This is a genomic window from Kitasatospora sp. NPDC086009, from assembly GCF_044540385.1.
GTDB lineage: Bacteria > Actinomycetota > Actinomycetes > Streptomycetales > Streptomycetaceae > Kitasatospora.
On sequence record NZ_JBITSA010000008.1, the window covers coordinates 50,645 to 75,821 of the forward strand.

Genomic DNA, 25,177 nt, shown 5'->3' on the forward strand with positions numbered 1-25,177 from the left:
GGTGCGAGGTCCCGCGCGTCGGTGCGCTCAAGCGGTGCCGAACGGCAGCTCCAGCTCCGCCCAGACCACCTTGCCGTCCCTGGTCAGGCGGCTGCCCCAGCGCTGGGCCAGCTCGTTGACCAGGAACATCCCGCGGCCGCCCTCGTCCTGCTCGGCGAACGGGCGCAGCTGCGGCGTCTGGCCGCCGGAGTCGGCGACCTCCAGGGTGAGCACCCGGTCGCGGAAGAGCCGGAGCCGGCGCGGGGTGTCGGAGTAGAGCAGGGCGTTCGTGACCAGCTCGCTGACCAGCAGCTCGGCGTAGTCGGAGAGCGCGGACAGGCCCCAGCCGTCCAGGGTCGCGCGGGTGAAACGGCGGGCCGTGCCGGGCAGCCGGCCGCCGCCGGTGAGCGAGAGGGTGGCGATCCGGTCCGAGGGCAGCGGCAGCACCCGGGCCATGATCATCGCGATGTCGTCGTCGGTGCCGTCGGTGACCAGCGCGCCGAGGACGGCGTCGCAGTTCTCCTCCAGGGTGCGGCCGGGGCCGGCGAGCGTGCGGGCGAGCAGGTCGATGCCGTCGTCGAGGTCCTGGCCGCGCCGCTCGACCAGGCCGTCGGTGTAGAGGGCCAGCAGGCCGCCCTCGGGGAGGGTGAAGCCGATCGACTCGAAGGCCACGCCGCCGACCCCCAGCGGGGCGCCGGGCGGCACGTCGATCCGGCGGGCGGTGCCGTCCGGCGCGACCGAGACCGGGGGCAGATGGCCCGCCGAGGCCACCTGCACCGTCCGCTCCAGCGGGTCGTAGACGGCGCAGATGCAGGTGGCGAACTGGCCCTCGCCGATCCCCGAGGCGGTCTCGTCCAGCCGGGTCAGCACCTGCTCGGGCGGCATGTCCAGGGTGGCGAGGGTCCGGGCGACGGTGCGCAGCTGGCCCATCGTGGCGGCAGCCCGGATGCCGTGGCCCATCACGTCGCCGACCACCAGCGCGACCCGGCCGCAGGAGAGCGGGACGACGTCGAACCAGTCGCCGCCGACCTCGCTGGTCATGCTGCTGGGCAGGTACCGGTAGGCGATCTCCAGGCCGAGCGTGCGGTGGATCTCCTGCGGCAGCAGGCTGCGCTGGAGGGTCAGCGCGGTCTCGCGCTCGCGCCGGTAGAGCCGGGCGTTGTCGATCGCGATCGCGGTACGGGCGACCAGTTCCTCGGCGAGCGCGACATCGGCGTCGGTGAACGGCTCGGGGTTGCGCATCCGGATGAACTCGGAGCCGCCGAGCACCATGCCCCGGGCGGTCAGCGGCACCATCAGGTACGAGTGGATGCCGGCGCCGATGCCCGGTGCGACCCGCTCCTCGGTGGCGACCAGGCCGCGCAGCACGTCCTCGTCCACCTGGGCGCGCAGCAGCGGGCGGCCGCTGCGCAGGCACTGGGTGTAGCTGCGGTCGGGGGCGTACTCGGAGACGTCGCCGACGGTGTCGACGGCGTGGACCAGGCCGGATTCGTAGGACTCGCCGACGGCCACGGCGCGCAGCTGGACGGAGCGGTCCTCGGGGATCGCGGCGGGCTCGGCGCCGCGCAGCACCGGCTCCAGCAGGTCGACGGTGGCGAAGTCGGCGAACCGGGGGACGACGGCCTCGATCAGCTCCTCCGCGGTGCGCTGGAGGTCGAGCGTGGTGCCGATCCGGGCGGTGGCCTCGGCGATGGTGGTGAGGCGTTCCTGCGCGCGGGCGGCGCGGGCCTCGGCCTGGAACCGCTCGGTGACGTCGATGATGGACGAACAGACGCCGAAGACCCGGCCGGTGGAGTCCTCCAGCCGGAAGTAGGAGGCGGACCAGGCCCGGTCGCGGCGCGGGTCGCCGGGGACGCGGCCGTGCGAGCGGGCGTCGACCACGGGACGGCCGGTGGTGAGCACCTGTCTCATGGTCTGTTCGATCTCGGCGCTGTTGATGCCGGGCAGGACGCCGCTGATCCGGCGTCCGAGGTGGTCCTCGACGGGGACGCCGTTCATCCGGGCCAGCGCCAGGTTGAGCCGGACGTAGCGCAGGTCGGTGTCGTAGACGGCCATGCCTATCGGGGACTGGCCGAAGATCCCGTCGAGGACGGCGAGGTCGGCCTCGACCCGGTGCAGGGCCTGGGTGTCCGAGGCGGTGGCGAGCAGCAGCAGGGTGCCGCCGGGGCCGGCTATCGGGTAGGTGCGGAACTCCAGCTCGACCACGTGGCCGTCGCGGTGGCGGACCGGGAAGACGCCGGACCAGCCCTTGCCGCTCATGATGCGCTCGAACAGGGCGAGCACCTCGGGACGGTCGGTGCGGCCGGTGAGCAGCTGGGCGGCGTAGCTGCCGACGGCCTCCTCCGAGGAGAAGCCGAGCAGCGCCTCGGCGTCCTCGCTCCAGTGGAGGATGAGGCCGTCCTCCTGGAGCAGCGCGGTGGCGAGCGGGACGAGGCGATGGCCGTCCAGGCGTACGGAGGCTCCGCCCGGTGCGGGGCCGGCGGCGTCGGTCTCGTCCCATTCGTGTCCGTGCATGATCAGCCAGCACCCCGCGTTCGGCTCGTGTCCGGCCGGGCGGGGCCTCGTGGTCCGTGCCGGCCGGGGTTCTTCTCCAGACTGCACGGACATCGGCCGCCCGGCGACCCCTTGGTCAGAGGTTCCTCGGACGGACCTGTCGTACGGGCGTCATGGGCGTACCGGCCGCAGCGTACCCTCCAGAAGGCCCGCCCACTGCCGGATCACTCCGGATCGTCTGGCGCTGTCGTCGGAGAGCAGGTCGGCCAGTCCGAGACCGCGTGCCATGTCGAGGGTCGCCTGCACCGTCTCGCGCACTCCGGGGCGGCTTTCGTCGGCGTCCAGGAACTCGACGGCGGCCCGGTGGGCCTCGCGGCCGACCCTGCCCTCAAGTGCGACGATCCGCGCACGCAGCGGTTCGTCGGTGGCGGCGGCGACCCACAGGTGCAGGGCCGCGCGGAACAGCGGACCGGTGTAGAGGCGCACGATCATGTCGACCACGGCCACGGTGCGGTCCGGTCCGGCGGCCGGCAGCTCGTCCGCGTGGGCGCGGACGGCTGCCAGCCGCTCGGCGGTGACGTGCTCGACGGCCGCGGTGAAGAGGTCCTCGCGGGTCGGGAAGTGGTGCTGGGCGGCGCCGCGGGAGACTCCGGCGCGTTCGGCGACCACGGAGACGGTGGCGCCGTTCCAGCCGACCTCGGCCAGACAGTCGACGGCCGCCGCCAGCAGCCGCTGCCGGGTGGCGCGGCTGCGGTCCTGCTGGGGGGTACGGGCGGCGGGGTGGGCGGTCATCGGCGGCGACTGGTCCTGTCCGTGGGAGGTCCGGGCGGGGTCGATCCTCGCAGATCCGCCGCCCGCCTCAGCGGGCGGCCTCGCGGGCCCGCAGCTCCCGGCGCAGGATCTTGCCGGCGGCCGACTTGGGGACGGCGTCCAGGAACTCCACCGCCCGCACCTTCTTGTAGGGGGCGACCTCGGCCGCCACGAAGGAGGTGACGTCCTGCTCGGTGAGCGCGCTGCCGGGGGCGCGGACCACGAAGGCCTTGGGGTACTCGGTGCCGTCCGCGTCCACGACGCCGATCACCGCGGCGTCGGCGATCTGCGGGTGGCTGAGCAGCAGGGCCTCCAGCTCGGCGGGGGCGACCTGGTACCCCTTGTACTTGATCAGTTCCTTGACCCGGTCGACGACGTACAGGTAGCCGCGCCCGTCGACGTGGCCGACGTCGCCGGTGTGCAGCCAGCCGTCGGCGTCGATGGTGGCGGCGGTGTCGGAGGGCCGGCCGAAGTACCCCTTCATCACCTGCGGGCCGCGGAGCAGCAGCTCGCCCGGCTCGCCGGGGCCGAGGTCGGCTCCGCTGCCGTCCAGGGCGACCACCCGCAGTTCGGTCGAGGGCACCATCCGGCCGACCGAGCCCGGCGGGGGGTCGGTCTCGGTCGGGGAGACGACGTGCGAGACCGGGGACAGCTCGGTCATGCCGTAGCCCTGGAGGATGTGCGGCAGGCCGAGCCGCCGGGCGCAGGCGGCGGCCAGGTCCGGGTCCAGCGGGGCGGCCGCGCAGAGCAGGTACTCCACCGAGGAGAGGTCGAAGCGGTCGACCACCGGGTGCCTGGCCAGGGCGAGCGCGATCGGCGGTGCCACGATCAGGGCCTGGACGCGCTGCTCCTCGATGGTGCGGCAGAACTGCTCCAGCTCGAAGCGCGGCAGGACGACCACGGTGGCGCCGCACCGCAGCGGCTGGTTGAGCAGGGCGGCCAGGCCGTAGATGTGGAAGAAGGGGAGGACGGCGAGGATCCGCTCCCCCTCCCGCGGCCGGTACAGCGCGTCCGTCTGGGCGAGGTTGGTGGCGATCGAGCGGTGGGTGAGCATCACGCCCTTGGGCAGGCCGGTGGTGCCGCTGGAATAGGGGAGGACGGCGAGGTCGCTGCCGGGGTCGATCGCCGGCTCGGGGTCGGGGCCGCCGGAGGCGAGCAGGTCGGCCAGCGAGCGGTGGCCCTCGGCGCCGTCCAGCACGATGATCTCGGCGAGCGCCCGGCCCTCGGCGGCGAGCTTCCCGGCGGCCTGCCGGGCGGTGTCCAGGAACGGCGAGACGGTGATCAGCCAGCGCGCGCCGCTGTCGGCCAGCTGGCCGGCCAGCTCGCCCGGGGTGGCGAGGGAAGACACCGTGGTGACGGTGGCCCCGGCCCGGGTGGCGCCGTAGAAGGCCATCGGGTACGCGATCGTGTTGGGACTGAACAGTGCCACCACGTCGCCCCGGCGCACGCCGGCCTCGGCCAGCCCGGCGGCCGCCCGGCGGACGGCCGTGGCGAGCCGCGCGTGGCTGACCGACTCCCCCGTGATCCCGTCGATCAGGGCCGGCCGGTCGCCGTAGCGGGCGGCGGAGCCGAGCACCGCCTCGTGGATCGGCAGATCGACGATGCCGACGTCCGGGAACTCGCTGTGGAACACCAAGGCGTGCCTCCAAAGGGGTAGTTGACGCCCGGTCGAGGGGATCGGCGAGTGGTCCGGCCCGCCGGTCGGCCGAGCGCGCGCACAGGAGCATACGGACAGTGGCGGAGCGTTGCTCCATTGTGACGAAGGGCGGTGGGATCCCGTGCCGGCCGGTCGCCGTGCCCGGCGGACCCGGTCCGCTCCGCTCGCCCGCTCCCGACCAGGGCACACGTCGCCCGGCGGCCCGCCGGGCCGGGGTGCCGGGCGACGGGCGACGGCGGGCCGCCGCCTCGCACGGACGGTGGCCCGCGCCGCCGGCGTCGCGCTGGAGTTCGGCGGCGGAGCGCTCCAGCCGGGCGCCCGCCCGGGCCCCGGTCAGTACGACTTGGGCAGCCCGAGGGTGTGCTGGGCCACGAAGTTGAGCACCATCTCCCGGCTGACCGGGGCGACCCGGCCGACCCGGGTGGCGGCGAGCAGCGCGCCGAGCCCGTACTCCTGGGTCAGGCCGTTGCCGCCCAGCGTCTGGACGGCCTGGTCGACGGTGCGGGCGGCGGCCTCGCCGGCCGCGTACTTGGCCATGTTGGCGGCCTCGCCCGCCGCTAGGTCGTCGCCCCCGTCGTAGAGCAGCGCGGCCTTCTGCGTCATCAGCCGGGCGAGTTCGATCTCCACCGCGCACTGGGCGAGCGGGTGAGCCAGGCCCTGGTGGGCGCCGATCGGGGTCGACCAGACCGTCCGGGCCTTGGCGTACTCGACGGCTCGGCCGAGGGCCTGGCGGGCCAGGCCGAGCGAGAAGGCGGCGGTCATGATCCGCTCGGGGTTGAGGCCGGCGAAGAGTTGCAGCAGCCCGGCGCTCTCGTCACCGACCAGGGCGTCGGCGGGCAGCCGGACGTCGTCCAGGAAGACCTGGAACTGCTTCTCCGGGGAGACGAGTTCCATCGGTATCGGGCGGTACTCGAACCCGGCCGTCTCGCGCGGGACGACGAAGAGCGCGGGCCGGAGCTTGCCGGTCCGGGCGTCCTCGGTGCGGGCGACGAACAGCACGGCGTCGCTGTGGTCGATGCCGGAGACGAACACCTTGCGGCCGGTGAGCAGCCAGTCCGCACCGTCGCGGCGGGCGACCGTGGAGATCCGGTGGGAGTTGGAGCCGGCGTCCGGCTCGGTGATGCCGAAGGCCATCCGCCGGGTGCCGTCGGCGAGGCCGGGCAGCCACTGCCGCTTCTGCTGCTCGGTGCCGTAGCGGGCGATCACCGTGCCGCAGATCGCCGGGGAGACGATCAGCATCAGCAACGGGCAGCCGGCGGTGCCGAGTTCCTCCAGGACGATGGAGAGGTCGGCGATGCCGCCGCCTCCGCCGCCGTACTCGGCGGGCAGGTTGACCCCGAGGTAGCCGGCCTTGCCGGCCTCGGCCCAGAGCTCGTCGGCGGGCAGGCCGGCCCGGGCCTTGCCCAGGTAGTACGCGGAGCCGTAGCGGCTGCCGAGGTCGGCCACGGCGCGGCGCAGGGCCTGGCGTTCGGGGCTCTCGATCAGCGGGCTTCCGGGGGTGGTGGTGCGCGGTGCGGACATGCGGTCGTCCTTCCGGGCGGGTCGGGGCTGGCACGGGAATCGGGTGGGAGTCGGTGCTCTCCCAGGGGGTCGGGGGTGCCTTCTCGGGAGTCGGGCTCGGGAGGCTCCCTCAGGGCGCCGGCTGCACGACGGCGAGCAGGGCGCCGAGTTCGACCTGCTGGCCGGGGACGGCCCGGAGTTCGGTGAGCACGCCGTCGGCGGGGGCGGTGACCCGGTGCTCCATCTTCATCGCCTCCAGCCAGAGCAGCGGCTGGCCCGCGGTGACGGTGTCGCCGACCGCGACGGCGGTGCGCGCCACGGTGCCGGGCATCGGGGCGAGCAGGGCCCCCTGATCGACGTGGGCGGCCGGGTCGGGGAAGCGCTCCAGCGCGGTCAGCACGGTGGCGCCGGCCGGGCTGTCCAGGTGGACCCGGTCGCCGTGGCGCGCGATGTCGTAGCCACTGCGGACGCCGTCGGTCTCCAGGACCACCCGGGTGGGCGTCGCCGAGACGAGCGTGGTGCCCGGGTGGTCCTCGGCGACCAGCCCGGCCCGGCCGAACCGGTAGCGGACCTCGTACACGGTGGCGTCGGCGGCGGCGTACCGCTTGCTCTGCGGCTGCGAGGGCAGGTTGCGCCAGCCGGAGGGCAGCGCCGAGCCGACGCGGCGTTCGGCGGCGTCGGCCAGCGCGGCGGCGAGGGCCGCCGCCGCGTCCCCGCCGGAGGCCGGGGCGAGACCGGCGGCGTGCTCGGCCAGGAAGGCGGTGTGCACCCGGCCGGCCAGGAAGGCGGGGTGGCGCAGCGCCGCGACGAGCAGGTCCCGGTTGGTGACCGGCCCGTGGATCCGGGCCCGGGTGAGCGCGTCGGCGAGCCGGCGGGCGGCGGCGGCCCTGGTCGGCGCCCAGGCGACGACCTTGGCGAGCATCGGGTCGTAGTGCGCGCCGATCACGCTGCCGGCCGCCACCCCGGCGTCCAGGCGCAGCCCGGTGTCACCGTCGGCGGTAGCGAACTCGACGGTGGTGCCGGGGAGTTCGAGACGGTGCAGGGTGCCGGTCTGCGGCTGCCAGTCGCGCGCCGGGTCCTCGGCGTAGAGGCGGGCCTCGATGGCGTGGCCGCGCGGGGCGGGCGGCGCCGGGGCGGGCAGCGGTTCGCCCTCGGCGACGCGCAGCTGGAGCGCGACCAGGTCGAGCCCGGTGACGCACTCGGTGACGGGGTGCTCGACCTGGAGGCGGGTGTTCATCTCCAGGAAGTGGAACCGGCCGTCGGGGGCGAGCAGGAACTCCGCCGTGCCGGCGCCGGTGTAGCCGATCGCCCGGGCGGCGGCGACGGCGGCGGCGTGCAGCGCGGTGCGCACCTCCTCGTCGAGGCCGGGGGCCGGGGCCTCCTCGATGACCTTCTGGTGGCGGCGCTGCAGCGAGCAGTCGCGTTCGCCGACCGCCCACACCGTGCCGTGCGTGTCGGCGAGCAGCTGGACCTCGACGTGCCGCCCGGTGGGCAGGTAGCGCTCGCAGAACACCTCGTCCGAGCCGAAGCTCCGGGCCGCCTCGGCGCGGGCCTCGGCCAGCCGGGGCGCGAGTTCGCCCAGCCGGTGGACCACCCGCATGCCGCGCCCGCCGCCGCCCGCGGCCGCCTTCACCAGCAGCGGCAGGTCGGCCTCGACGGGGTCGGTGAGGGCCTCCAGCACGGGCACGCCGGCGGCGGCCATCAGGCGCTTCGCGGCGGTCTTGGAGCCCATCGCGGCGATCGCGGCCGGGGGCGGGCCGATCCAGGTCAGGCCCGCGTCGAGCACCGCCTGCGCGAACTCCTCGTTCTCGGAGAGGAATCCGTAGCCGGGGTGGACGGCGTCGGCCCCGGCGGCCAGCGCGGCCTTGACGATCAGGTCGCCGCGCAGATACGTGTCGGCGGGTGCCGCGCCGGGGAGCCGGACGGCGGCGTCGGCCTCCCGGGTGTGCGGGGCGTCGGCGTCCGGGTCGGCGTAGACGGCGGTGGTGGCGATGCCGAGGCTCCGGCAGGTGCGGAACACCCGGCGGGCGATCTCGCCCCGGTTGGCGACCAGCAGGTTGGCGATCACGTCGGTCCCTCTCAGAGTCGGATCACATGCGGAAGACGCCGTAGCCGCGCGCGCCCTCGACGGGCGCGTTGTGGATCGCGGAGAGGCACAGGCCGAGGACGGTCCGGGTGTCGCGGGGATCGATCACCCCGTCGTCGTAGAGCCGGCCGGAGAGGAAGGCGGGTAGCGACTCCGCCTCGATCTGCTGCTCGACCATCGCCCGGATCGCGGCGTCCGCGTCCTCGTCGTAGGGCTGCCCCTTGGCCGCCGCGGACTGCCGGGCCACGATCGACAGCACCCCGGCGAGCTGCTGCGGTCCCATCACGGCCGACTTGGCGCTCGGCCAGGCGAACAGGAACCGGGGCTCGTAGGCCCGCCCGCACATGCCGTAGTGGCCGGCCCCGTAGGAGGCGCCCATCAGCACCGACAGGTGCGGCACCGTGGAGTTGGCGACGGCGTTGATCATCATCGCGCCGTGCTTGATGATGCCGCCCTGCTCGTAGTCCTTGCCGACCATGTAGCCGGTGGTGTTGTGCAGGAACACCAGCGGGATGTCGCGCTGGTTGGCCAACTGGATGAACTGGGCGGCCTTCTGCGACTCCGGGCTGAACAGCACGCCCTGGGCGTTGGCGAGGATGCCGACCGGGTAACCGTGCAGCCTGGCCCAGCCGGTGGCGAGACTGGTGCCGTAGAGCGGCTTGAACTCGTCGAAGTCCGATCCGTCGACGATCCGGGCGATCACCTCGCGCGGGTCGAACGGGATCTTGAGGTCGCCCGGGACGATGCCGAGCAGTTCCTCCTCGGCGTACTTCGGCGGCTCGGCGAGCGGGTCGGCGCCGGGGCCGTGCCGGCGGTGGTTCAGCCGGGCGACGATCCGCCGCGCCAGCCGCAGCGCGTCCGGTTCGTCCACCGCGAAGTGGTCGGCCAGGCCGGAGGTGCGGGCGTGCATCTCGGCGCCGCCGAGCGACTCGTCGTCGGACTCCTCGCCGGTGGCCATCCTGACCAGCGGCGGGCCGCCCAGGAAGACCTTGGCCCGCTCCTTCACCATCACGGTGTGGTCGGACATCCCCGGCACGTAGGCGCCGCCGGCCGTGGAGTTGCCGAACACCACGGCCACGGTGGGGATGCCCGCCGCGGAGAGCCGGGTGAGGTCGCGGAAGAGCGCGCCCCCGGGGATGAAGATCTCCTTCTGGCTGGGCAGGTCGGCGCCGCCGGACTCGACCAGGTTGACCACCGGGAGCCGGTTCCGCAGCGCGATCTCGTTGGCGCGCAGGGCCTTGCGCAGCGTCCAGGGGTTGCTGGCCCCGCCGCGTACGGTGGGGTCGTTGGCCGTGATGAGGCACTCGACGCCCTCGATCACGCCGATCCCCGTGACGAGCGCCGCGCCGACCGGGTAGTCACTGCCCCAGGCGGCGAGCGGGGAGAGCTCCAGGAACGGCGAGTCCTGGTCGATCAGCAGCTCGATCCGCTCGCGCGGCAGCAACTTGCCCCGGCCGCGGTGGCGTTCGACGTACTTGGGGCCGCCGCCGGCCAGTGCCTTGGCGTGTTCGGCGTCCAGTTCGGTGAGCTTGGCGAGCATCGCGGTCCGGTACTCGGCGTAGTCGGCGCCGGCCGGGTCGAGGCGGGTGGGCAGGACGGTCACAGCAGCGCCTCCGGGACGTCGAGGTGGCGGGAGCGCAGCCACTCCCCCAGCGCCTTGGCCTGCGGGTCGAAGCGGTGCTGGGCGGCGACGCCCTCGCCGAGCAGGCCGGTGATGGTGAAGTTGACCGCGCGAAGATGTGGGAGGAGCTGCCGGCTGATCGGCAACCCGGCGGTCTCCGGCAGGAGTTCGCGCAGCAGATCGATGGTGAGGGTGTGCGCGAGCCAGCGCCAGCCGTCCGCGCCGCGGGCCCAGACCCCGAGGTTGGCGTCACCGCCCTTGTCGCCGCTGCGGGCGCCGGCCACCCGGCCGAGCGGTGCCCGCACGGTCGGGCCGGGCGGCAGCGGCTCCGGCAGGGCCGGGCCCGGCTCCGACGGCCGGGTCGACGGCTCCGCCGGGGCGGTGACCGGCGCGGGCGGTACGGCGACCCGCCGCCCGTCCGGCAGGACCGCGGTGTGCTCCACCGCCTTGGCATCGACGTACGCGGCGGTGAACACCCCGTACGGCGATCCCGCCCCGGGCGGCGCGGTGAGATGGAAGCCGGGGTAACCGGCCAGCCCCAACTCCACGGCCACCTTGCCGAGTTCGCGCCCGACCTTGGCCGGATCGCGGTCCCGGGCGGTGAGCCGCAGCAGCGCCGAGGCGCTCTCCTCGGTGGCGGCGTCGGGGTGGTCGGTGCGGGCGAGCGTCCACCGGAGTTCGGCGGGGCGGGCGTCCGGCGGCAGGGCCTCGGCCAACTGCCGTTGGACCAGGGCGGCCTTGGCCTCGATGTCCAGGCCGGTCAGGACGAACACCACCTCGTTGCGGTGGCCGCCGAGCCGGTTCAGCCCGACCTTGAGGGTCGGCGGCGGCGCCTCGCCCCGCACGCCGTGGATCCGGACCCGGTCCGGCCCCTCCTCGGCGAGCCGCACGGTGTCCAACCGGGCCGTGACGTCCGGGCCCAGGTAGCGCGCGTCGCCCGTCTCGTAGAGGAGTTGGGCGGTGACGGTACCGGTGGTGACGGCGCCGCCGGTGCCCGGATGCTTGGTGATGACGCTGGAGCCGTCCGCCGCCAGCTCGGCGATCGGGAAGCCGGGCCGGGTGACGTCGTGCTCGCGGAAGAACGCGTAGTTGCCGCCGGTCGCCTGCGCCCCGCACTCCAGCACGTGCCCGGCCACCACGGCGCCGGCCAGCTCGTCCAAGTCCCCGGGCCCCCAGCCGAACCGGGCGATCGCCGGGCCGACGACCAGCGCCGCGTCGGTGACCCGGCCGGTGACCACCAGGTCGGCCCCGGCGGTCAGGCACTCGGCGATCCCGAAGGCGCCGAGATAGGCGTTGGCGGCCAGCAGTCCGTCGGGAAGGCCGAGTTCGGCCTGCCGGGGCAGCAGGTCGTCCCCCTCGACATGGGCGACGGCGGGATCAAGCCCCTGACGCCGCGCCAGTTCACGGATCGCGTCCGCGAGTCGGGCCGGGTTGAGGCCACCGGCGTTGACCACGATCCGCACCCCGCGCTCCAGCGCCAGGCCGAGGCACTCCTCCAACTGCCGCGGGAACGTCCTCGCGTAGCCGAGCGAGGGGTCCTTCAGCCGGTCCCGGGCCAGGATGAGCATGGTGAGCTCGGCCAGGTAGTCCCCGGTCAGGACGTCCAGCGGCCCGCCCGTGAGCATCTCGCGCACCGCCGAGAAGCGGTCCCCGTAGAAGCCCGAGGCATTGCCGATCCGCAGTACCGCACGCGACCCCACAGGTGCGCCTCCCCTACCGGTGGCCCCGCACTCGCCACGCTTGCCGTCGGGCAGCAGCGTGGCACCGGCCCGGAGAAAAAGCAATCATGCCTGCTTGTTTTTCGCCGACACCGCCGCCCGATGGCGTGATGACTGCTGTGACTGGCAGCGATAGTTGGCCATTGGCGGAGATAGTTGGCCAGAGGGCGATCAAGTAACTGTGAGTTACGAACAGGTTCGGAGATCCATCACCGACCCGCACGCGGGGATGGTGTCGTGTGCACATGGGTACGCAGACTGCACCCCGGGGTCGTTCCGACGAGTGCAACTTGGTCCACCTGATCGAGCCGTACGACAATGATCGCGCTTTCCGTCATCAGCTGGCACTGGACGAGGGCTGGCCCCGCCGCTGGGTGACGACGTGGCTGATCGACGGGGACCAGGTGGTCTGGCCAGTCCGGAACATCGAGTCGGTGCCTGTGCTGGCGACGCAGCCGATGCGCCGGTTCACCTGGCGAGCCCGGCAAATGCATCGCCCTGGGCTGGAGTTCATGGTCTCGACCGGGCGCCAGCACGGCTTCGAGTCGCTGGAAGAAAGGCGCCTGCTGCTCGCGCTGGACTTCCTGCAGGTGTCCGAGGTGCTGCCGCAACCGTTCCTGCTGGACTTTGAACACGCCTCGGGCCGCGCGGCTCACGTCCCGGACTTCCTGGCTCTGATGCCGGGTGGAAGCCGGTGGCTGTTGGACGTGCGCCCTGGCCACCTCATCAAGGACGACGACGCCCTGAAGTTCGCCGCGACGCGGGAGATCGCAGCTGCGGCCGGATGGCGGTACGCCGTGGTGACGGGATGGCGTCCGAACGTCATGAGCCTCCTGGACGCGTTGTCGGCCCGGCGGCGGCCTGCAGCTGATCCGCTGGGCCTGCAGCCCCAGTTGCTGGAAACCGCGGCGGGCGGATCGATGTCCTTTGGGGACCTGGTGGAGTCAACGCAATGGCCAGCCCTCGCCCGCGCTCAGGCCATCCGTCTTCTCTGGCAGCGCCGGTTGGGCATGAGCATGGATGAACCGCTCCAGGACGGCTCACGGATCTGGCTGGGCAACGTCGTCGCCCGACACCAGGAGGGGCGCGCATGACCCGGGGTGTCCTTGTCCTGGCCAGCGGTGTCCAGCTGCGTCTGGGTGATCTCAACTGGACGGTGCAGGAGGTGGAACCACATGTCGGACGGGTCGTGCTGGCCACCGTGGAAGGCCGGCGCGAGCGCCGTTCACTCCGCTGGCTCGTGAATCACCCAGACGTCCAGGCAGTTGCCGTGACTGACGTGTCCCAGAGCCGTTCCCGCCAGCCGGCAGGTCTTGCCGACCTGACTCCGCAACAGCTTCAGCAGGCCCGCATTCGTGCAGAGCATGTACTTGAAGCGGAGACCGGCTACCGGAGCGGAGATCCCTTCCGGGCCCTGCCTCACGAACCGCGGCCTATCTACGATCCGGCGGTGACCACACTGACCGAGCGTCAGCAGGTGAAGGCGGCGGAGCTGAAGAACTTCGCCCCTGCCGAGGCAGCCGCTCTCGGGCTTCGCTACATGAGCGAGCGGACTCTGCGGCGCCTGGCCGGGCGGAGTTCGGAAGAGATCGTGCTCGCCTGCGCGGACGGCCGGTGGTTGCGCGCGAGCGGCGGACATCCCAGCATTACCGAGGAGATCCGCGAAGCGATCTTCGCGGTGAGGGAGGAGTTCCTGCGGCGCTCGCGGATGAGCATGCTGGCCCGGCACCGCCTGCTGCACCAGTACGTCCGCGAGGTCTTTCCTGACTTCCCGCCCGAGGACATTCCCGGCCGTAAGACGCTGACGGCGGTCTGGACAGAGTGGTTCGGTCCGGACGGGTCGCGTCAGCGTTACGTCCGCACGGCCCAGACCGCGGACACCGGCCAGCGGGTCGTGGTTCACCGGCCGGGGCAAGTGATCGCGCTGGACAGCACACCTCTGCCGGTCAAGATCCGCGAGTCGGTCTTCGGCGAGCCGGTGTCAGCGATGCTCTCGCTCGCGCTGGACCTCTACACGCACTCGGTAGTCGCCTTTCGCCTCACGCTGGTGTCGGACACCTCGCTGGACATCGCGATGCTGCTGCGGGACGTGATGATGCCCTTGCCGATGCGGGAAGGCTGGGGCGAGGACATGGAGTGGCCCTACCCGGGGGTCCCGGCGACGCTTGTTGCGGAGTTTGCCGGGCACCGGGTCGCCGCACTGCCGTTCTTCGCACCCGAGACGGTCACCACGGACCATGGCAGCGTCTACAAGAATCACCACATCGTGGACGTCCAGCGGACGCTGGGCTGCAACATCCTGCCCGCACGAACCCTACGGGCCACCGACAAGTCCGCTGTCGAGCGGGCCTTTTCTGCATTCAACTCCCTTCTCCTGGAACACCTGCTGGGATTCACCGGAGCCGATGTCGCCGACCGGGGCGCTGACCCGGAGAGCGACGCCGTCCTGACGATGTCCCAGATGGAGCACGTCATCGCTACCTGGATCGTCAAGATCTGGCAGAACCGCATCCTGGGCGAGTACGCGCCGTCCTGGGCCCCCGAGGAACACCACAGCCCGAACTCCCTGTTCGCAGCGTCGATGCAGCAGGGCGGCTTCGACCTGGAGGTTCCCGGGCCGGAGCTCTACTACAAACTCCTGCCCAGCCATCACGTGAAGATCCACCGCCGTCGCGGGGTGAAGATCCGCGGACTTTGGTACCACGACCCGGCCCTGGACGAAGACCGCTTCCTGCAGCCGTCCGGGCGGGGCGGTCGACACCGAGGCAAGTGGGTGGTCCGATCTGATCGGCGCGACCGCCGCGCTGTGTTCTTCCAAGACCCTGACGACGTCGAGCGCTGGCACGTCCTTCGCTGGACCGGGCTGCCGCCGGAGGGGGAGGTTCCGGCGTTCTCGGACAAGACCGTCGAGGCCTTGCTCGCCGAAGTCCGCCAGAAGCGGCTGGCCCCACGGACGGATGCCGATCTCCTACCGGTCCTGCTGGAAATCCTCGGATCGGCGATCCCCGTCAGCGAATGGCCGAGCCAGATGACCAAGCGCGAGAAGACCAGCCGTTCCCGACGGGCCGCGCAGGCTGCGGCTGCAGCAGCCGACCAGACACCGACACGCAAGCCACCGTCGGAGGCTGAGGTGGTCCCCTGGCCCGTCGAAGCAGCCATTGTCGAGAAGGCCGTGGATGCCGACCGGCGCCGCCGGCGCGAAGCGGTGGTTGTCCAGCAACCGACCCCACCGCCACGGCTCGGCGACAGCCTACGGCGCCGAAACGTATTCCTGTTGCCGCCCGACGAGGGCGAGCGTGACCAGCAGATCAAGGAGGACGAATGACAGCGCCCGTGCCACTGAACCCACTTGCTGGACTTCTGGCGAGCAAGCCACCGCGCCGGGACACCTTCGAGGGCTGGCAGTACTACCGCAGAACGCGCCGCGCCTTCGTCCCCGCGCCGAGGTTGAGCCTTGACGAGTGGCGGTCGATGAGTCCGCGCCAGCGGTCCCTTCATAACCTGCTCCGCACGGCGACTCATGTGAACCTTCCGCTGCAGGAGACCCCGATGTCGCTCAAGGTGGCTCGCCTGGTCCAACGGCGCATCAGCAACAACGCATTGAAGGTGACTGCCGCGACCTGGCCCGGGGTGATGATCAGCGGTTGGGGCTATCAGGGGAAGACCGAGACGGTCTGTGAAGTCGCTGCCGACTTCGAGGACTCCTGGCAAGACCTCAACGAGTTCATGAACCCTGGTGTGATGCCTGGAACTCGCGCCCTGCACTCGCCAGTCGCCTACGTCCAGACTCCGGTCACCGCGAAGCCGAAGAGTACCTGCGAGGCGATCCTGCACTTCTTCGGCGCGAATACCAGGAATCTGACCCTGCCTCAGCTAGTCCGGCAGGTTGCCGGTTCTCTGGACGACCATGGGGTCAGAGTCCTGATCCTCGACGACATTACCCGGCTCCGATTGCACCGGGCCGACGACCAGGACGCACTGGACCTGGCCCGGGCTTTCATGAGCATGAATGTCACCCTCATCCTGATCGGTGTCGACATCGTCGGCTCGGGCCTGCTGCGGGGCGCGAAGTGGGACAAGCGGGAGCGTCAGTGGGTGGTGCCACCTCCAGAAAACGCGCGCATCCATGGCCTGGAGGTCACCCAGACCGAGCGTCGCTTCGAGTTGGTCGAGCTCGACCGCTTCCGCTACTCAACTCCCCGTGATATCCAAGCCTTCCATGACTACCTCGGTGGTCTGGAGGACGGCCTCCGCCTGTTCAACGCCGAGCCCGGAATGCTCACCGAAGGCGGCATGCCCGAATACCTTATGCGCCGCACCGGCGGCGTCGTCGGGCTCCTCAACCGCCTTATCGAGGACGGCGCCAAGGAAGCAATTGACGGCGGCCGAGAACTCCTGGACGAGGACCTCCTCGACGAGATCATCATTAGCCTCGATGACCCGGGACGAGATCCGGAAGCCGGTGAGGTTCCCACGATCCCGGCTCCGCTCCCCAGCGCGGAGAACCAGGCCGCCGCCAAACCGAGGCGTAAACGGAACACCGTCTTCGACGATGACGGCCCAGTGGCTGCTCAGGCCCAGGGGTGATCAGTGCCCGTGTCCGCCAACGAGCCAGCCCCGCTGCCCAGAAGCCTCGACCCGCTGCCGGGCGAGAGTCTTCCCGGCTTCATCCTGCGGCTCGCGCACCTCCTCGACCTGGCTCCGAGCGTTCTCATGCGCCAGGCCGGCCTGGCCACTCCAGGTGTCGGCAATCAGTCCTCCCAGGCGCGACACCTGCTGATGATGGAACCCACTGTCCTGGAGTCTTTCGCCCGTTGCACGCGCCTGACCGAGGCCGAGGCAGAAGCGCTCTCCATGCGACGTTTCGTGGGCCGCTATCCAGCTGTCACCGAGGCTCTGGTCAGCCCAGGGGGCACCACCTTGCGCCCGACCGGCAGGCCCCGGGACTGGCTCTTCCTGACCTCCAGCCGCTACTGCCCGCAGTGCCTTGCGGGCGACGGCAGCGAGATCCAACGCCGCCACGGCGGCGCCTGGAAAGTTGAGTGGCACTTTGGGCTGGTCTTCGCCTGCCTCCAGCACAACGCTCTACTGGAAGATCTCTGCCCGTCCTGCGTGCAACCCGCTCACAGCCGCGGCAACTGGAGCGCGACTCGGACACTGATTCCCTCCCAGTGGGTCGCGGGTCTTCATCCCGCGCAATGCCGCACCAAGATCCGGCGGCCGGACGGTCACCAACCCTGCGGCCAGCGACTGGACACCGCAGCCGTCCTGCCGGCCCGGCCGCTCACGCCTGAGCTTGCGTCGCTGCAGCGCAAGATCATCGGCCTGCTGGCACCCAGCCATGACCCGGCGGCCGCCTCCGCTGCAATACGCGATCTGCAGGTCATGTCAGCCGTGGTCTGCGCAACCTGGCCGAAGGCAGCAGCCCATGCAACCTTCGAACTCCCGCCCGCCCTGGATGCCTACCTTTCCTCTGCCGGAACAGGTCCTTCGGGCCGAGTGCGATGGGATGCGACACCGCCCAACAGCACTCTCACCGCGGCCCTCCTTGCCCTTGCCGACACGCTCCTCGCCCAGCCACGGCCGACGTTCCAGCGAAGCCTCGGCGTCCTGCTCCAAGTCGTCGAACCAGTGATGGCCAGCAACTGGACCAAGACCCGGGGCGTCGTCGCGTCAGGATGTACGCCTCTGACCAGACTTGATGTCGAACACGCCCTCACCCTTCGCTTCCCCAAACCCTCGATGAGGCCAGGACCGGACACCAAACCCATCATTCCCGTCCGCGAACGCGGGTACCTGCCCGAACATATTCCCCAATGGCTGCCAGATGGCTGGCTCAGCCTTCTTATCAGCGACGGCGCCAGAGCCCGACTCGGAAGTAATGACAGGTTCCGCAGGACTGCCGCCGTTCACCTCGTCCAGGCCGCAACCGGCTCGTCGCTGTTCAGTGCCGCCCAGTTCCTCGGAATTCCGGCATACTGCCTCAGCGGACGCGGACGCACGCTAACCCAAATCACTTCCCCTGACGGCCAGGTCGCCCCACGCCGGGACCTCACGGAAGCTTTCGAGACCCTCGCACAGCACATCGCCCGTCTCCCCGACCCTCCCGACTACAGCCATCGCCGGCATCAGCTCGCCTTCTGGAACCTCCGCCTTGACGAGTGGCACACCATCGCGGACCAACTTCCGCCTTTGACCAGCAGCACGTCAAAGCCGAAACAGGACAGCCTCATTCGTGAATGCGCGTCGGCCTACATCTGGGCCAAGGCCACTGGCAGCGAATGGGCTCTGGCTCCGTGCTTCCATCCTCCTTTCGCCACCCGCGACCGCCCTGTCTATCCAAATCTCCCTGAATACCGAATGCTCAGTCGAATCTATTACACAGAGAAATCCTCGGAATACTGCCAGGCCCTGCGACAGGCCCTCGACACATATGCGCACCACCTGGCACTGTCGATCCCAAAATCTCCATGAACTACTTTATGTACGAGTTATGGTGGTCGGCAAATGAAGGACCAAGCAGGCGTTGACCTTCTACTCCCTGCGACAATGCATCCTGACTCGCGATCCGAACATGGCGTCACGGCTAATTATTTGAGGAGTCGGAAGCTCGGTTGAACAGCCCATGCCCGCAGGAATTCTGCCGTCCCGAAAACGTTCGGCCACGGGCTGTCCGTCATAGCGATCACACCCGGAAGACCTGCCACCACGTCAACCTGGTCATCCAGTAGCTCAGCATTAGCGACGCCGCCGACCACGTCCATGATGGCAGCCGTCAACAGGGCCGTGGTGATGTGATCGATCAGCCTATTGCATCCGGCGATGACGTCCACTGCGTGTGTCGGGCTGAAGCCGATGAGCGGTTCCAGATTGGGGCCATCCGCGTGCTCGGCCTCGAAAATCTCCTCGTCCCCGATTCCGGGCCCCATGATGTAAACCAGAAATGGCCGGCGCACGTCGACTTCGCCCAGGTCCGCGACGCCGATTCGATCGGCGACTACGTTGAGGTCGTAGCCACCAGGACGCTTCTCCACGAACCAGGCCGACGAGCCCACCAGGACGTCCCGGAGCCGCTCGACTGTCGCGACAGGAACCGCCTCGGCCAACTCAATCACCAATACTGGACCACCCATAGCGGGAGCCTACTGAACTTGAACTCCTGATGTTGTCGGGGCACTGACTCCTGTGCCCAGTTAAGTACAAGGTCGCGCGCTCAGATGGTGTCCTCGCCTGGGGTCATGTCGTACTCGTCCACGTCGAGCTCGGCGTCGACTGCGGCGAGGAAGTCCAGGGCATCGCGATCCAGATGCCAGCCGAAGAGGTTAGGCGTGTCGGGAGCGTCCGGGTGGCTGGGCGATTCGTCGTGGTCAGTGTCGTTGAAGTAGCGCACGACCTGCAGGACTGCCCCGCCGCCGTCGGCCAGTTGGCTCACGAGCTCGGCTATGCGGGCCGTGTGGGGCCGGAGCCTGTAGAGAAGCCGGGCGATCTGTTCGTCGACGCTCAGGCCGGGGTCCCGGCAGACGACCTTCCAGCGGTGGCTGACGGGAATCGTCTTCGGCTCGGTGAAGCGGCTGCCGCGGACGGACACCTCGTCAGGGGTGATGCCCAGTTGCGAGGTCATCTCGTCGGCGGAGACGTGCTGGCTGAACAAGGCGAAGTACGCGTACTGGCGGAGAGGCATCCGGGAAGGATAGCGGCGCGAGGAGCGCGCCGAGCGGGATTTGTGCAGGTGGTCCCAGGGCCGGCGGAGACGCGAATTCGGCGTCACCTGAGCAGTCCCCTTCGCCGCAGCTGCAGCCGCGTGGGACCATCCGGTCATGCGTCTGATCGCCGATGGGACCACAGCCGCCTCACGCTTGGTGCTCGTGAACGAACTCGAAACCGATGACGGATACGCCTTCGAGCTGGACAGCCCACTGTTCTTGGCAGTTGGCGATCGGGTCAGCTTCGAGGCTAGCAACCTCGTCGTCGCTCGCGCGAGCGGTGAACGGATCCGGCGTGCCGGCTCCTGGTCCACACGCTGCCGGATCGGCAATTGCCGCCCCGCCGCCACCTCTTGAGCTCGATGTCGGGCTCAAGAGGGTGGCCGCAGCCACCGACGCGCTGCGGCAAGATTCACCTCGACGTCACCGCTCCATGAGCAGACCTCCAGCCACGACAGGTAGCCTCCCTGCGCGAAGACCAGGACCTCGCCAGGGCACTCGCCGGATTCAGTGAAGAGCTGTGCATCAGCCGCTACCACGGTGCCGGGGCCGGTCGGTGCGGGCGCCACCTCGCTGGTGTCGAGTTCGAAATAGGCGGTACCGCACCCGCATGTGCAACGAGATTTCACGCTAAGTCGTGGAACCTGCTGTCGAAGCGCAACGTGAACTGGCTCGTCCGTGCTCAGGACGAGCTCAAGCACTTCGGCTACGTCATCAGGCAGGCTCTCGGTCATGCCGTCACCGTAGCTGACCAGCACCTTCTGGCTCCGGCCACTCCCGGCTCGTTGACCGTGTGTCGGCAACGGGTGAAACGAGGTTCTGGCTCAACTTCCGTGCCCTGCAAGAGCTGAGTGACGATTGCTGTGCCTCATGCTGTCCTGGAAAACCAATTGGCTGGCCGCTGCCGAGCTGCGATGATGCCTCCGTTTCCCAGACGGAGGACATTTGTTCGTTTTTGTGTGTGCGGGGTGCGGCGCCGAGTTGACCACTCCGTTGTCCCAGGTCGCACTGCCGGTCCACGCCCATCAGAAGTACGGGAACGGGATCCAGCTCCCGGTACTCATGGAGTCGGGCACCTTCGCCGTGGACTCGGAGCCCTGGGGGCCGCCGTGGCGGACGTGGGACGAGATCCATCCGGACGAGGCGGCCGCCCGCGGTGTCTACGCTCCGGTCTACGCCTTGTCCGACGGCGCGCCGGGCGCGATCGTCATCGCGCCCGGCGACGCCCGCGGAACCGTGCTGATCCCGGAGAATCGTGGAGGCGGCTACTGTTGCGGCCTTGACGGGGCCGACGGCCCCAACGTGGCCTGCGTGGAGTGTGCCCTGCCCGTGGCCAGCCGGATTGACGACTGTTCGCTCTGGCAAGCGATGTGGCTCGCCCCGAACGCCGTTCGCCGCCTTCCCGTCGACGACACCGACGGAACACCGCTCTCCTGGGCGGAGCTGATGGCGAACGGGAAGGGCACACCCCCATTCGAGCCGATTGCCACGTGGGGGTCGCGGATACGGGCAGGTCACTGGTCGAACCACTGGTGGTCGTGGAGCCCGCAGTGGGAGGCGGCGGCCGGCCGGGCACTCGCCCATCTGTTGCTGGCATCGGAGGGCTGGCCGGTGACGGTCCCGGATGGCTTGGTCGGGGAGGTGTTCCAACGCACCCTCGACGCCCTGCTGCCCGCAGGTCCGCTGGCGCGGCGCGCCGTTCTGGCCGGACCGGGACGGCCGGCTCCTGGCGAGGGCGCCGACATCCTCCTCGTGCCATCCCATCCGCAGACGGGGGAGGTCTGGACCCCAGCCGCCACCGCGGACTACCTGGTGCCGTTGCCGTTCGGGGTGTGGCTGTGGCTAGTCTTCCCCGAGCCGGACCTGCCCGTCCCCGCGTCAGGCGGCCTACCCGACGGCGTCCTCCGCGACGACTTCGACCCGCCCGCGCTACGCCCCCATCACATGTTCCGGGCTGACTGGGAAGTGTTCCGGCGCACCCTGGTTCGGCTGCCGGCCGTCCGCAGCCCGTGGCTGCGCGAGATCCTCGATGGCCTCATTCAGCACAATCGCGCAGGTATCTTCTAGCCCGTGACCTGGTCACCGGTCGACAGGCCCTGCCGAGTCGAGCCGTGGCTGACGGCGCGGTACAGATTTACGTCATTCAGCGTGTCCCCTTCACGGAAGTCGAGCCAGAACCGCTTCAGGTGAACGACGCCGGGGGCGCTCGAATGGCCAGGGGCAGGTCAGTGCCCGGGAGGCAGCCATCGATGACCTCCGGTCGGCACATCAGCATCTTCAGCTTCGAAGCGGCCACGGCCGGCCAACCACCCCCAGCCTCCGCTACCTTCCGTGAGCGAGTACCCGCGGCATTGGCCAACTATCGCTGCCCAAAGTGGCCAACCATCACTGCCAACTCACTCCACCACCCGCGCAGAGCTCGCGTTGACTGGCCAACTATCCCTGCCAGTCACAACTGCCGGCGATGGTCGGCGGTCGCGGCCTCGTTCTCCCGGATGCGTCCCGAGGGCCACGAGATGCCCGCCGGGGCACGCGCTCCCGGTCTGCGGCACGGTCTCGGCAGGGCGTCAGGCGGAGTCCGGGAGCGCGGCCTCCTCGGGCCGGTCCCGCGTCGCGTGGGCCGGGTCGGGAGCCGGGCGGCGGGTGCGTTCGGCCCAGGCGGCCACCGGCGGGCCTGCCGCGCCCAGGGCCGCGAAGAACACGCCGAGCAGCAGCCAGCCCGCGTGCCCGAGGCCGAGGACCGCGGTCGTCAGGACCAGCGGAGCCAGCGCCTGCCCGGCGGCGAAGCCGATGCCGAGGAAACCCTGGTACTGCCCCTGGGCGTGGTCGGGGGCCAGGCCGAAGCCGAGCGCGAAGCCGCCCGAGGACTCCCACACCTCGCCGAGGCTGTGCACCGCGACGGCGAGGAGGGCGAGCGCCGGCGCGACCCAGACCGGAACGTCCGCGGTCAGGGCCATCAAGGGGCAGCTGACCAGGAAGAGCAGCCCCGCCAGCCGGAACGCCCGGCCGCCCTGGCGCGGCGTCTCCACCCGGGAGCCGATCCTGCTCTGGAGCAGCACGCACACCCCGCTGTTGGCCGCGTAGACCGCCGCCACCGTCCAGCGCGGCGCGTCGGTGTGGGCGGAGAGCCAGATCGGCAGCAGCAGGGAGACGGTCTGGTACTGCAGGCCCATCGCACCGTAGAGCGCGACGAAGGACACGTACGGGCGGTCGGCCAGGACGGCCCAGCGGTGGTGCTCCTCGGGCCGGGGCAGCGGCCGGTAGTTCGGGACGCCGACCAGGGCGACGAGGCCGGCGCCGGCGAAACTGGCGGCGTTGGCGAGGATGAGCGCGGTGTACGCCGCGCGGGTGTCGACCGAGACGGCGAAGGCCGCGCCCAGGGTGCCCAGGACCACGCCGAGGTTGACGAAGGTGCGGAGCCTCGCCCGGAAGGCGGCCGGGCGTTCGCCGCCGGTCCGGGCGATGAGCGCACCGCCCGCGGCGCCGCCCGCGGTTGCCGCCAGCCGGTCCAGGGTGGCGATGAGCGTGAAGGTGGCCCAGTCCTGGATGAACACGAAGGCGGCCATCGTCACGGCCTGCAGCGCGAGGGCCGTCAGCCAGACCGTGCGCGGGCCGTACCGGTCGGCCAGGTTCCCGGCCGGGATCCCGGCCAGCAGCCCGACCAGACCGGCGACCGTGAGGCCGGCGCCGACCTGGGCGGCGGGCAGGTGCACCACCAGCGTGAAGTAGAGCACCGCGGCGGTGTTGAACAGCCCGTTGCCCACCCGGCTGACGAAGCTCGCGAGGATGAGGGCGCGCTGCGGGCGGCTCGACTCCGGCGCGGTGGACGTCCGTGGGCCGAAACTCTTCCCGGTGATCATGCGGACCAGGCTAACAGCGCCCTGACAAGCGCCTTTCGGGCCGCTCGGACCGGTCGGACCGGTCGGCCCGGTCGGACCCGGGAGCAGGGGGCGCTCCCGGGTCCGTCCCGCGTGCGGTCAGCGGGCTGTCAGCAGCGGATCGGCGGAGATCAACGCCCCTGGAGGGACTTGACGTTGTCGCCGAAGCTCCAGCCCTTCGAGCCGTCCCAGTTGACCGACCACGTCATGAGCCCCTTCAGCGAGCCGCTGAAGGCGTTCCACGACTGGCTGACCAGGCCCGGCGCCATGTAGCCGCCGCCCGCACCGGGCTGGGCCGGCAGACCGGGCACCTGCTTGTCGTAGGGCACCTTGATGGTGGTGCCCTGGATGGTCAGGCCGTTGTTCAGGCAGGTGGTCTGCGCGGTGAAGCCCTGGACGGTGCCCGCCTGGTAGGAGTCGCCGGAGCAGCCGTACATGCTGCCGTTGTAGTACTGCATGTTCAGCCACCAGAGGCGGCCGTTGTCGACGTACTTCTTGATGATCGGCAGGTAGGAGCCCCAGATCGACCCGTAGGTGACGCTTCCGCCGGTCACGTAGGCGGTCTCGGGGGCCATCGTCAGGCCGAAGCCCGCGGGCATCTGCGCCAGCACACCGTCGATGATGCGGATCAGGTTGGACTGGGAGGCGGACAGCGTGGTGATGCTGCCGCTGCCGGACAGGCCGGTCTCGATGTCGATGTCGATGCCGTCGAAGTTGTACTTCTTGAGGATCGGCACGACGGTCGCCACGAACTTGTCGGCGACGGTGCTGGAGCTCAGGTCGATGCCCGCGGCGGCGCCGCCGATCGACATCAGGAGCGTCGCGCCGGCGGCCTTGGCCTGGCACATCTCGGCGGGGGTCGAGACCTTCACGCCGGCGTCCATGCCGTCCTGCCACAGGACGGTGCCGTCCGAGAGGATCACCGGGAACGCGGCGTTGATGACGTTGTAGCCGTGTGCGGCGATCCGGCTGTCCGTGATGGGCACCCAGCCCATGCCCGGGTGGACGCCGTTCGCGGCACCGTCCCAGTTCTCCCAGTAGCCCTGGAGGACCTTGCCCGAGGGCTTCGGCTTCGTCGGGCAGGTGTCACCCGGCGGCGTCGTGGTCGGCGGGGTGGTGGTCGGCGGCGTCGTCGTCGGCGGAGCGGTCGTCGGCGGCGTCGTCGTCGGCGGAGCGGTGGTCGGCGGAGCGGTCGTCGGGGTCGCGGTCGGCGTGGGGCTGCTGCCGCCGGGGCCGGCGAGCGACACGTCGTCCGCGTAGAACGCCGGCTGCCCGTACCACCCGTGCAGGTAGACGGTCACCGAGGTGGTGGTCGCCCCGGTGGTGAAGCCGACGCTGAGCTGGCTGTACGTCGCGCTGTTCGGCGTCCAGGTCGACGGCGCCGTGGTGATGCCGGAGCCGGTGGCGCCCAGGTAGACGTAGCTGCCCTGGACGTAGGCGCTCAGCGTGTACTGGGAGTTGGGCTGCACGCTGACGGTCTGGGTGCACTGGGCGTTGTCCAGGCCGGTCGGCGTGGCCTTGAGCGCGGAGGCGCCGGAGTGGACCGGGCCGCCGACGGCCGCGCCGGAGCCGCCGGTGCAGGTCCAGTCGGAGAGTCCGTTCTCGAACCCGGGGTTGGCCACCAGGTTGGTGGTGGCCGCCCCGGCCGTGACGGAGCCGGTCAGGGCGAGGCCGGCCCCGAGGACGGCGGCGACGCTCACCCCGGCGAGGGAACGCATCATGACGGTCTGTC

18 protein-coding genes are annotated in these 25,177 nt (G+C 70.9%); 6 read left to right on the forward strand and 12 right to left on the reverse strand.

Annotated features, from left to right (window positions below):
- Nucleotides 1-27: 27 nt before the first annotated feature.
- The 7 genes from ACIF6L_RS20800 to ACIF6L_RS20830 all read right to left on the reverse strand — a co-directional run bounded on the left by ACIF6L_RS20800 (nt 28) and on the right by ACIF6L_RS20830 (nt 11,846).
- Entirely contained in the window at nt 28-2,493 is a 2,466-nt protein-coding gene (locus ACIF6L_RS20800) for a SpoIIE family protein phosphatase (protein WP_396486466.1), read from the reverse strand.
- 150 nt (nt 2,494-2,643) lie between these two features.
- Nucleotides 2,644-3,264, reverse strand: a complete 621-nt coding sequence (locus ACIF6L_RS20805) for a TetR/AcrR family transcriptional regulator (RefSeq protein WP_329486144.1) — start codon at nt 3,262-3,264, stop codon at nt 2,644-2,646.
- A gap of 67 nt (nt 3,265-3,331) precedes the next feature.
- A complete protein-coding gene (locus ACIF6L_RS20810) occupies nt 3,332-4,918 on the reverse strand; it encodes a 4-coumarate--CoA ligase family protein (RefSeq protein WP_329486145.1) in 1,587 nt (528 codons plus the stop codon).
- 354 nt (nt 4,919-5,272) lie between these two features.
- Nucleotides 5,273-6,460 (reverse strand): acyl-CoA dehydrogenase family protein, encoded by a 1,188-nt coding sequence (locus ACIF6L_RS20815; RefSeq protein ID WP_359836918.1) that lies wholly within the window; start codon nt 6,458-6,460, stop codon nt 5,273-5,275.
- Between the two features lie 109 nt (nt 6,461-6,569).
- Nucleotides 6,570-8,507, reverse strand: coding sequence for an acetyl/propionyl/methylcrotonyl-CoA carboxylase subunit alpha (locus ACIF6L_RS20820; RefSeq protein WP_396486467.1), 1,938 nt, complete (start codon nt 8,505-8,507; stop codon nt 6,570-6,572).
- Between the two features lie 22 nt (nt 8,508-8,529).
- Nucleotides 8,530-10,128 (reverse strand): acyl-CoA carboxylase subunit beta, encoded by a 1,599-nt coding sequence (locus ACIF6L_RS20825; protein ID WP_396486468.1) that lies wholly within the window; start codon nt 10,126-10,128, stop codon nt 8,530-8,532.
- Nucleotides 10,125-11,846, reverse strand: a complete 1,722-nt coding sequence (locus tag ACIF6L_RS20830) for an acyclic terpene utilization AtuA family protein (protein WP_396486469.1) — start codon at nt 11,844-11,846, stop codon at nt 10,125-10,127. The genes ACIF6L_RS20825 and ACIF6L_RS20830 overlap by 4 nt, the downstream gene beginning before the upstream one ends.
- 308 nt (nt 11,847-12,154) lie before the next feature.
- Between ACIF6L_RS20830 and ACIF6L_RS20835 the strand changes: the two genes are divergently transcribed.
- The 4 genes from ACIF6L_RS20835 to ACIF6L_RS20850 are packed head-to-tail and all read left to right on the forward strand — an operon-like array spanning nt 12,155 to nt 18,338.
- On the forward strand, nt 12,155-12,958 hold the full coding sequence (locus ACIF6L_RS20835; protein WP_396486470.1) for a TnsA-like heteromeric transposase endonuclease subunit: 804 nt from the start codon (nt 12,155-12,157) through the stop codon (nt 12,956-12,958).
- Nucleotides 12,955-15,189: a transposase gene (locus ACIF6L_RS20840; protein WP_396486471.1), complete on the forward strand. Its 2,235-nt coding sequence runs from the start codon at nt 12,955-12,957 to the stop codon at nt 15,187-15,189. The genes ACIF6L_RS20835 and ACIF6L_RS20840 overlap by 4 nt, the downstream gene beginning before the upstream one ends.
- Nucleotides 15,186-16,451 (forward strand): AAA family ATPase, encoded by a 1,266-nt coding sequence (locus tag ACIF6L_RS20845; RefSeq protein WP_396486472.1) that lies wholly within the window; start codon nt 15,186-15,188, stop codon nt 16,449-16,451. The genes ACIF6L_RS20840 and ACIF6L_RS20845 overlap by 4 nt, the downstream gene beginning before the upstream one ends.
- 9 nt (nt 16,452-16,460) lie before the next feature.
- Nucleotides 16,461-18,338, forward strand: a complete 1,878-nt coding sequence (locus tag ACIF6L_RS20850; RefSeq protein ID WP_396486473.1) for a TniQ family protein — start codon at nt 16,461-16,463, stop codon at nt 18,336-18,338.
- Nucleotides 18,339-18,454: 116 nt separating this feature from the next.
- Here the strand turns inward: ACIF6L_RS20850 and ACIF6L_RS20855 are convergent, their stop codons facing one another.
- Nucleotides 18,455-18,997: a DUF6368 family protein gene (locus ACIF6L_RS20855; protein WP_396486474.1), complete on the reverse strand. Its 543-nt coding sequence runs from the start codon at nt 18,995-18,997 to the stop codon at nt 18,455-18,457.
- Nucleotides 18,998-19,077: 80 nt separating this feature from the next.
- Complete coding sequence (locus tag ACIF6L_RS20860) at nt 19,078-19,545, reverse strand: DUF4279 domain-containing protein (RefSeq protein WP_396486475.1); 468 nt, start codon at nt 19,543-19,545, stop codon at nt 19,078-19,080.
- 136 nt (nt 19,546-19,681) lie between these two features.
- Here ACIF6L_RS20860 and ACIF6L_RS20865 point away from each other — a divergent pair, with 136 nt between their 5' ends.
- Nucleotides 19,682-19,924 carry a hypothetical protein gene (locus ACIF6L_RS20865; protein WP_396486476.1) on the forward strand — a complete coding sequence of 81 codons (243 nt, stop codon included), beginning with the start codon at nt 19,682-19,684 and terminating at the stop codon, nt 19,922-19,924.
- A 14-nt stretch (nt 19,925-19,938) separates the two neighbouring features.
- Here the strand turns inward: ACIF6L_RS20865 and ACIF6L_RS20870 are convergent, their stop codons facing one another.
- Nucleotides 19,939-20,301, reverse strand: a complete 363-nt coding sequence (locus tag ACIF6L_RS20870) for a hypothetical protein (RefSeq protein WP_396486477.1) — start codon at nt 20,299-20,301, stop codon at nt 19,939-19,941.
- Nucleotides 20,302-20,512: 211 nt separating this feature from the next.
- Between ACIF6L_RS20870 and ACIF6L_RS20875 the strand changes: the two genes are divergently transcribed.
- Nucleotides 20,513-21,634: a hypothetical protein gene (locus ACIF6L_RS20875; RefSeq protein WP_396486478.1), complete on the forward strand. Its 1,122-nt coding sequence runs from the start codon at nt 20,513-20,515 to the stop codon at nt 21,632-21,634.
- Between the two features lie 500 nt (nt 21,635-22,134).
- Here the strand turns inward: ACIF6L_RS20875 and ACIF6L_RS20880 are convergent, their stop codons facing one another.
- Both ACIF6L_RS20880 and ACIF6L_RS20885 read right to left on the reverse strand, forming a co-directional pair.
- Nucleotides 22,135-23,427, reverse strand: coding sequence for an MFS transporter (locus ACIF6L_RS20880; RefSeq protein ID WP_396486479.1), 1,293 nt, complete (start codon nt 23,425-23,427; stop codon nt 22,135-22,137).
- Nucleotides 23,428-23,576: 149 nt separating this feature from the next.
- Entirely contained in the window at nt 23,577-25,166 is a 1,590-nt protein-coding gene (locus ACIF6L_RS20885) for a carbohydrate binding domain-containing protein (protein ID WP_396486480.1), read from the reverse strand.
- Nucleotides 25,167-25,177 lie beyond the last annotated feature (11 nt).

What these genes read in the sequence shown, in the direction of transcription:
- ACIF6L_RS20800 (WP_396486466.1), bottom strand. Translation starts at nt 2,493, where the DNA reads ATGCACGGACACGAATGGGACGAGACCGACGCCGCCGGCCCCGCACCG.
- ACIF6L_RS20805 (WP_329486144.1), bottom strand. Translation starts at nt 3,264, where the DNA reads ATGACCGCCCACCCCGCCGCCCGTACCCCCCAGCAGGACCGCAGCCGC.
- ACIF6L_RS20815 (WP_359836918.1), bottom strand. Translation starts at nt 6,460, where the DNA reads ATGTCCGCACCGCGCACCACCACCCCCGGAAGCCCGCTGATCGAGAGC.
- ACIF6L_RS20840 (WP_396486471.1), top strand. Translation starts at nt 12,955, where the DNA reads ATGACCCGGGGTGTCCTTGTCCTGGCCAGCGGTGTCCAGCTGCGTCTG.
- ACIF6L_RS20845 (WP_396486472.1), top strand. Translation starts at nt 15,186, where the DNA reads ATGACAGCGCCCGTGCCACTGAACCCACTTGCTGGACTTCTGGCGAGC.
- ACIF6L_RS20855 (WP_396486474.1), bottom strand. Translation starts at nt 18,997, where the DNA reads ATGGGTGGTCCAGTATTGGTGATTGAGTTGGCCGAGGCGGTTCCTGTC.
- ACIF6L_RS20860 (WP_396486475.1), bottom strand. Translation starts at nt 19,545, where the DNA reads ATGCCTCTCCGCCAGTACGCGTACTTCGCCTTGTTCAGCCAGCACGTC.
- ACIF6L_RS20865 (WP_396486476.1), top strand. Translation starts at nt 19,682, where the DNA reads ATGCGTCTGATCGCCGATGGGACCACAGCCGCCTCACGCTTGGTGCTC.
- ACIF6L_RS20870 (WP_396486477.1), bottom strand. Translation starts at nt 20,301, where the DNA reads ATGACCGAGAGCCTGCCTGATGACGTAGCCGAAGTGCTTGAGCTCGTC.
- ACIF6L_RS20880 (WP_396486479.1), bottom strand. Translation starts at nt 23,427, where the DNA reads ATGATCACCGGGAAGAGTTTCGGCCCACGGACGTCCACCGCGCCGGAG.
- ACIF6L_RS20885 (WP_396486480.1), bottom strand. Translation starts at nt 25,166, where the DNA reads ATGATGCGTTCCCTCGCCGGGGTGAGCGTCGCCGCCGTCCTCGGGGCC.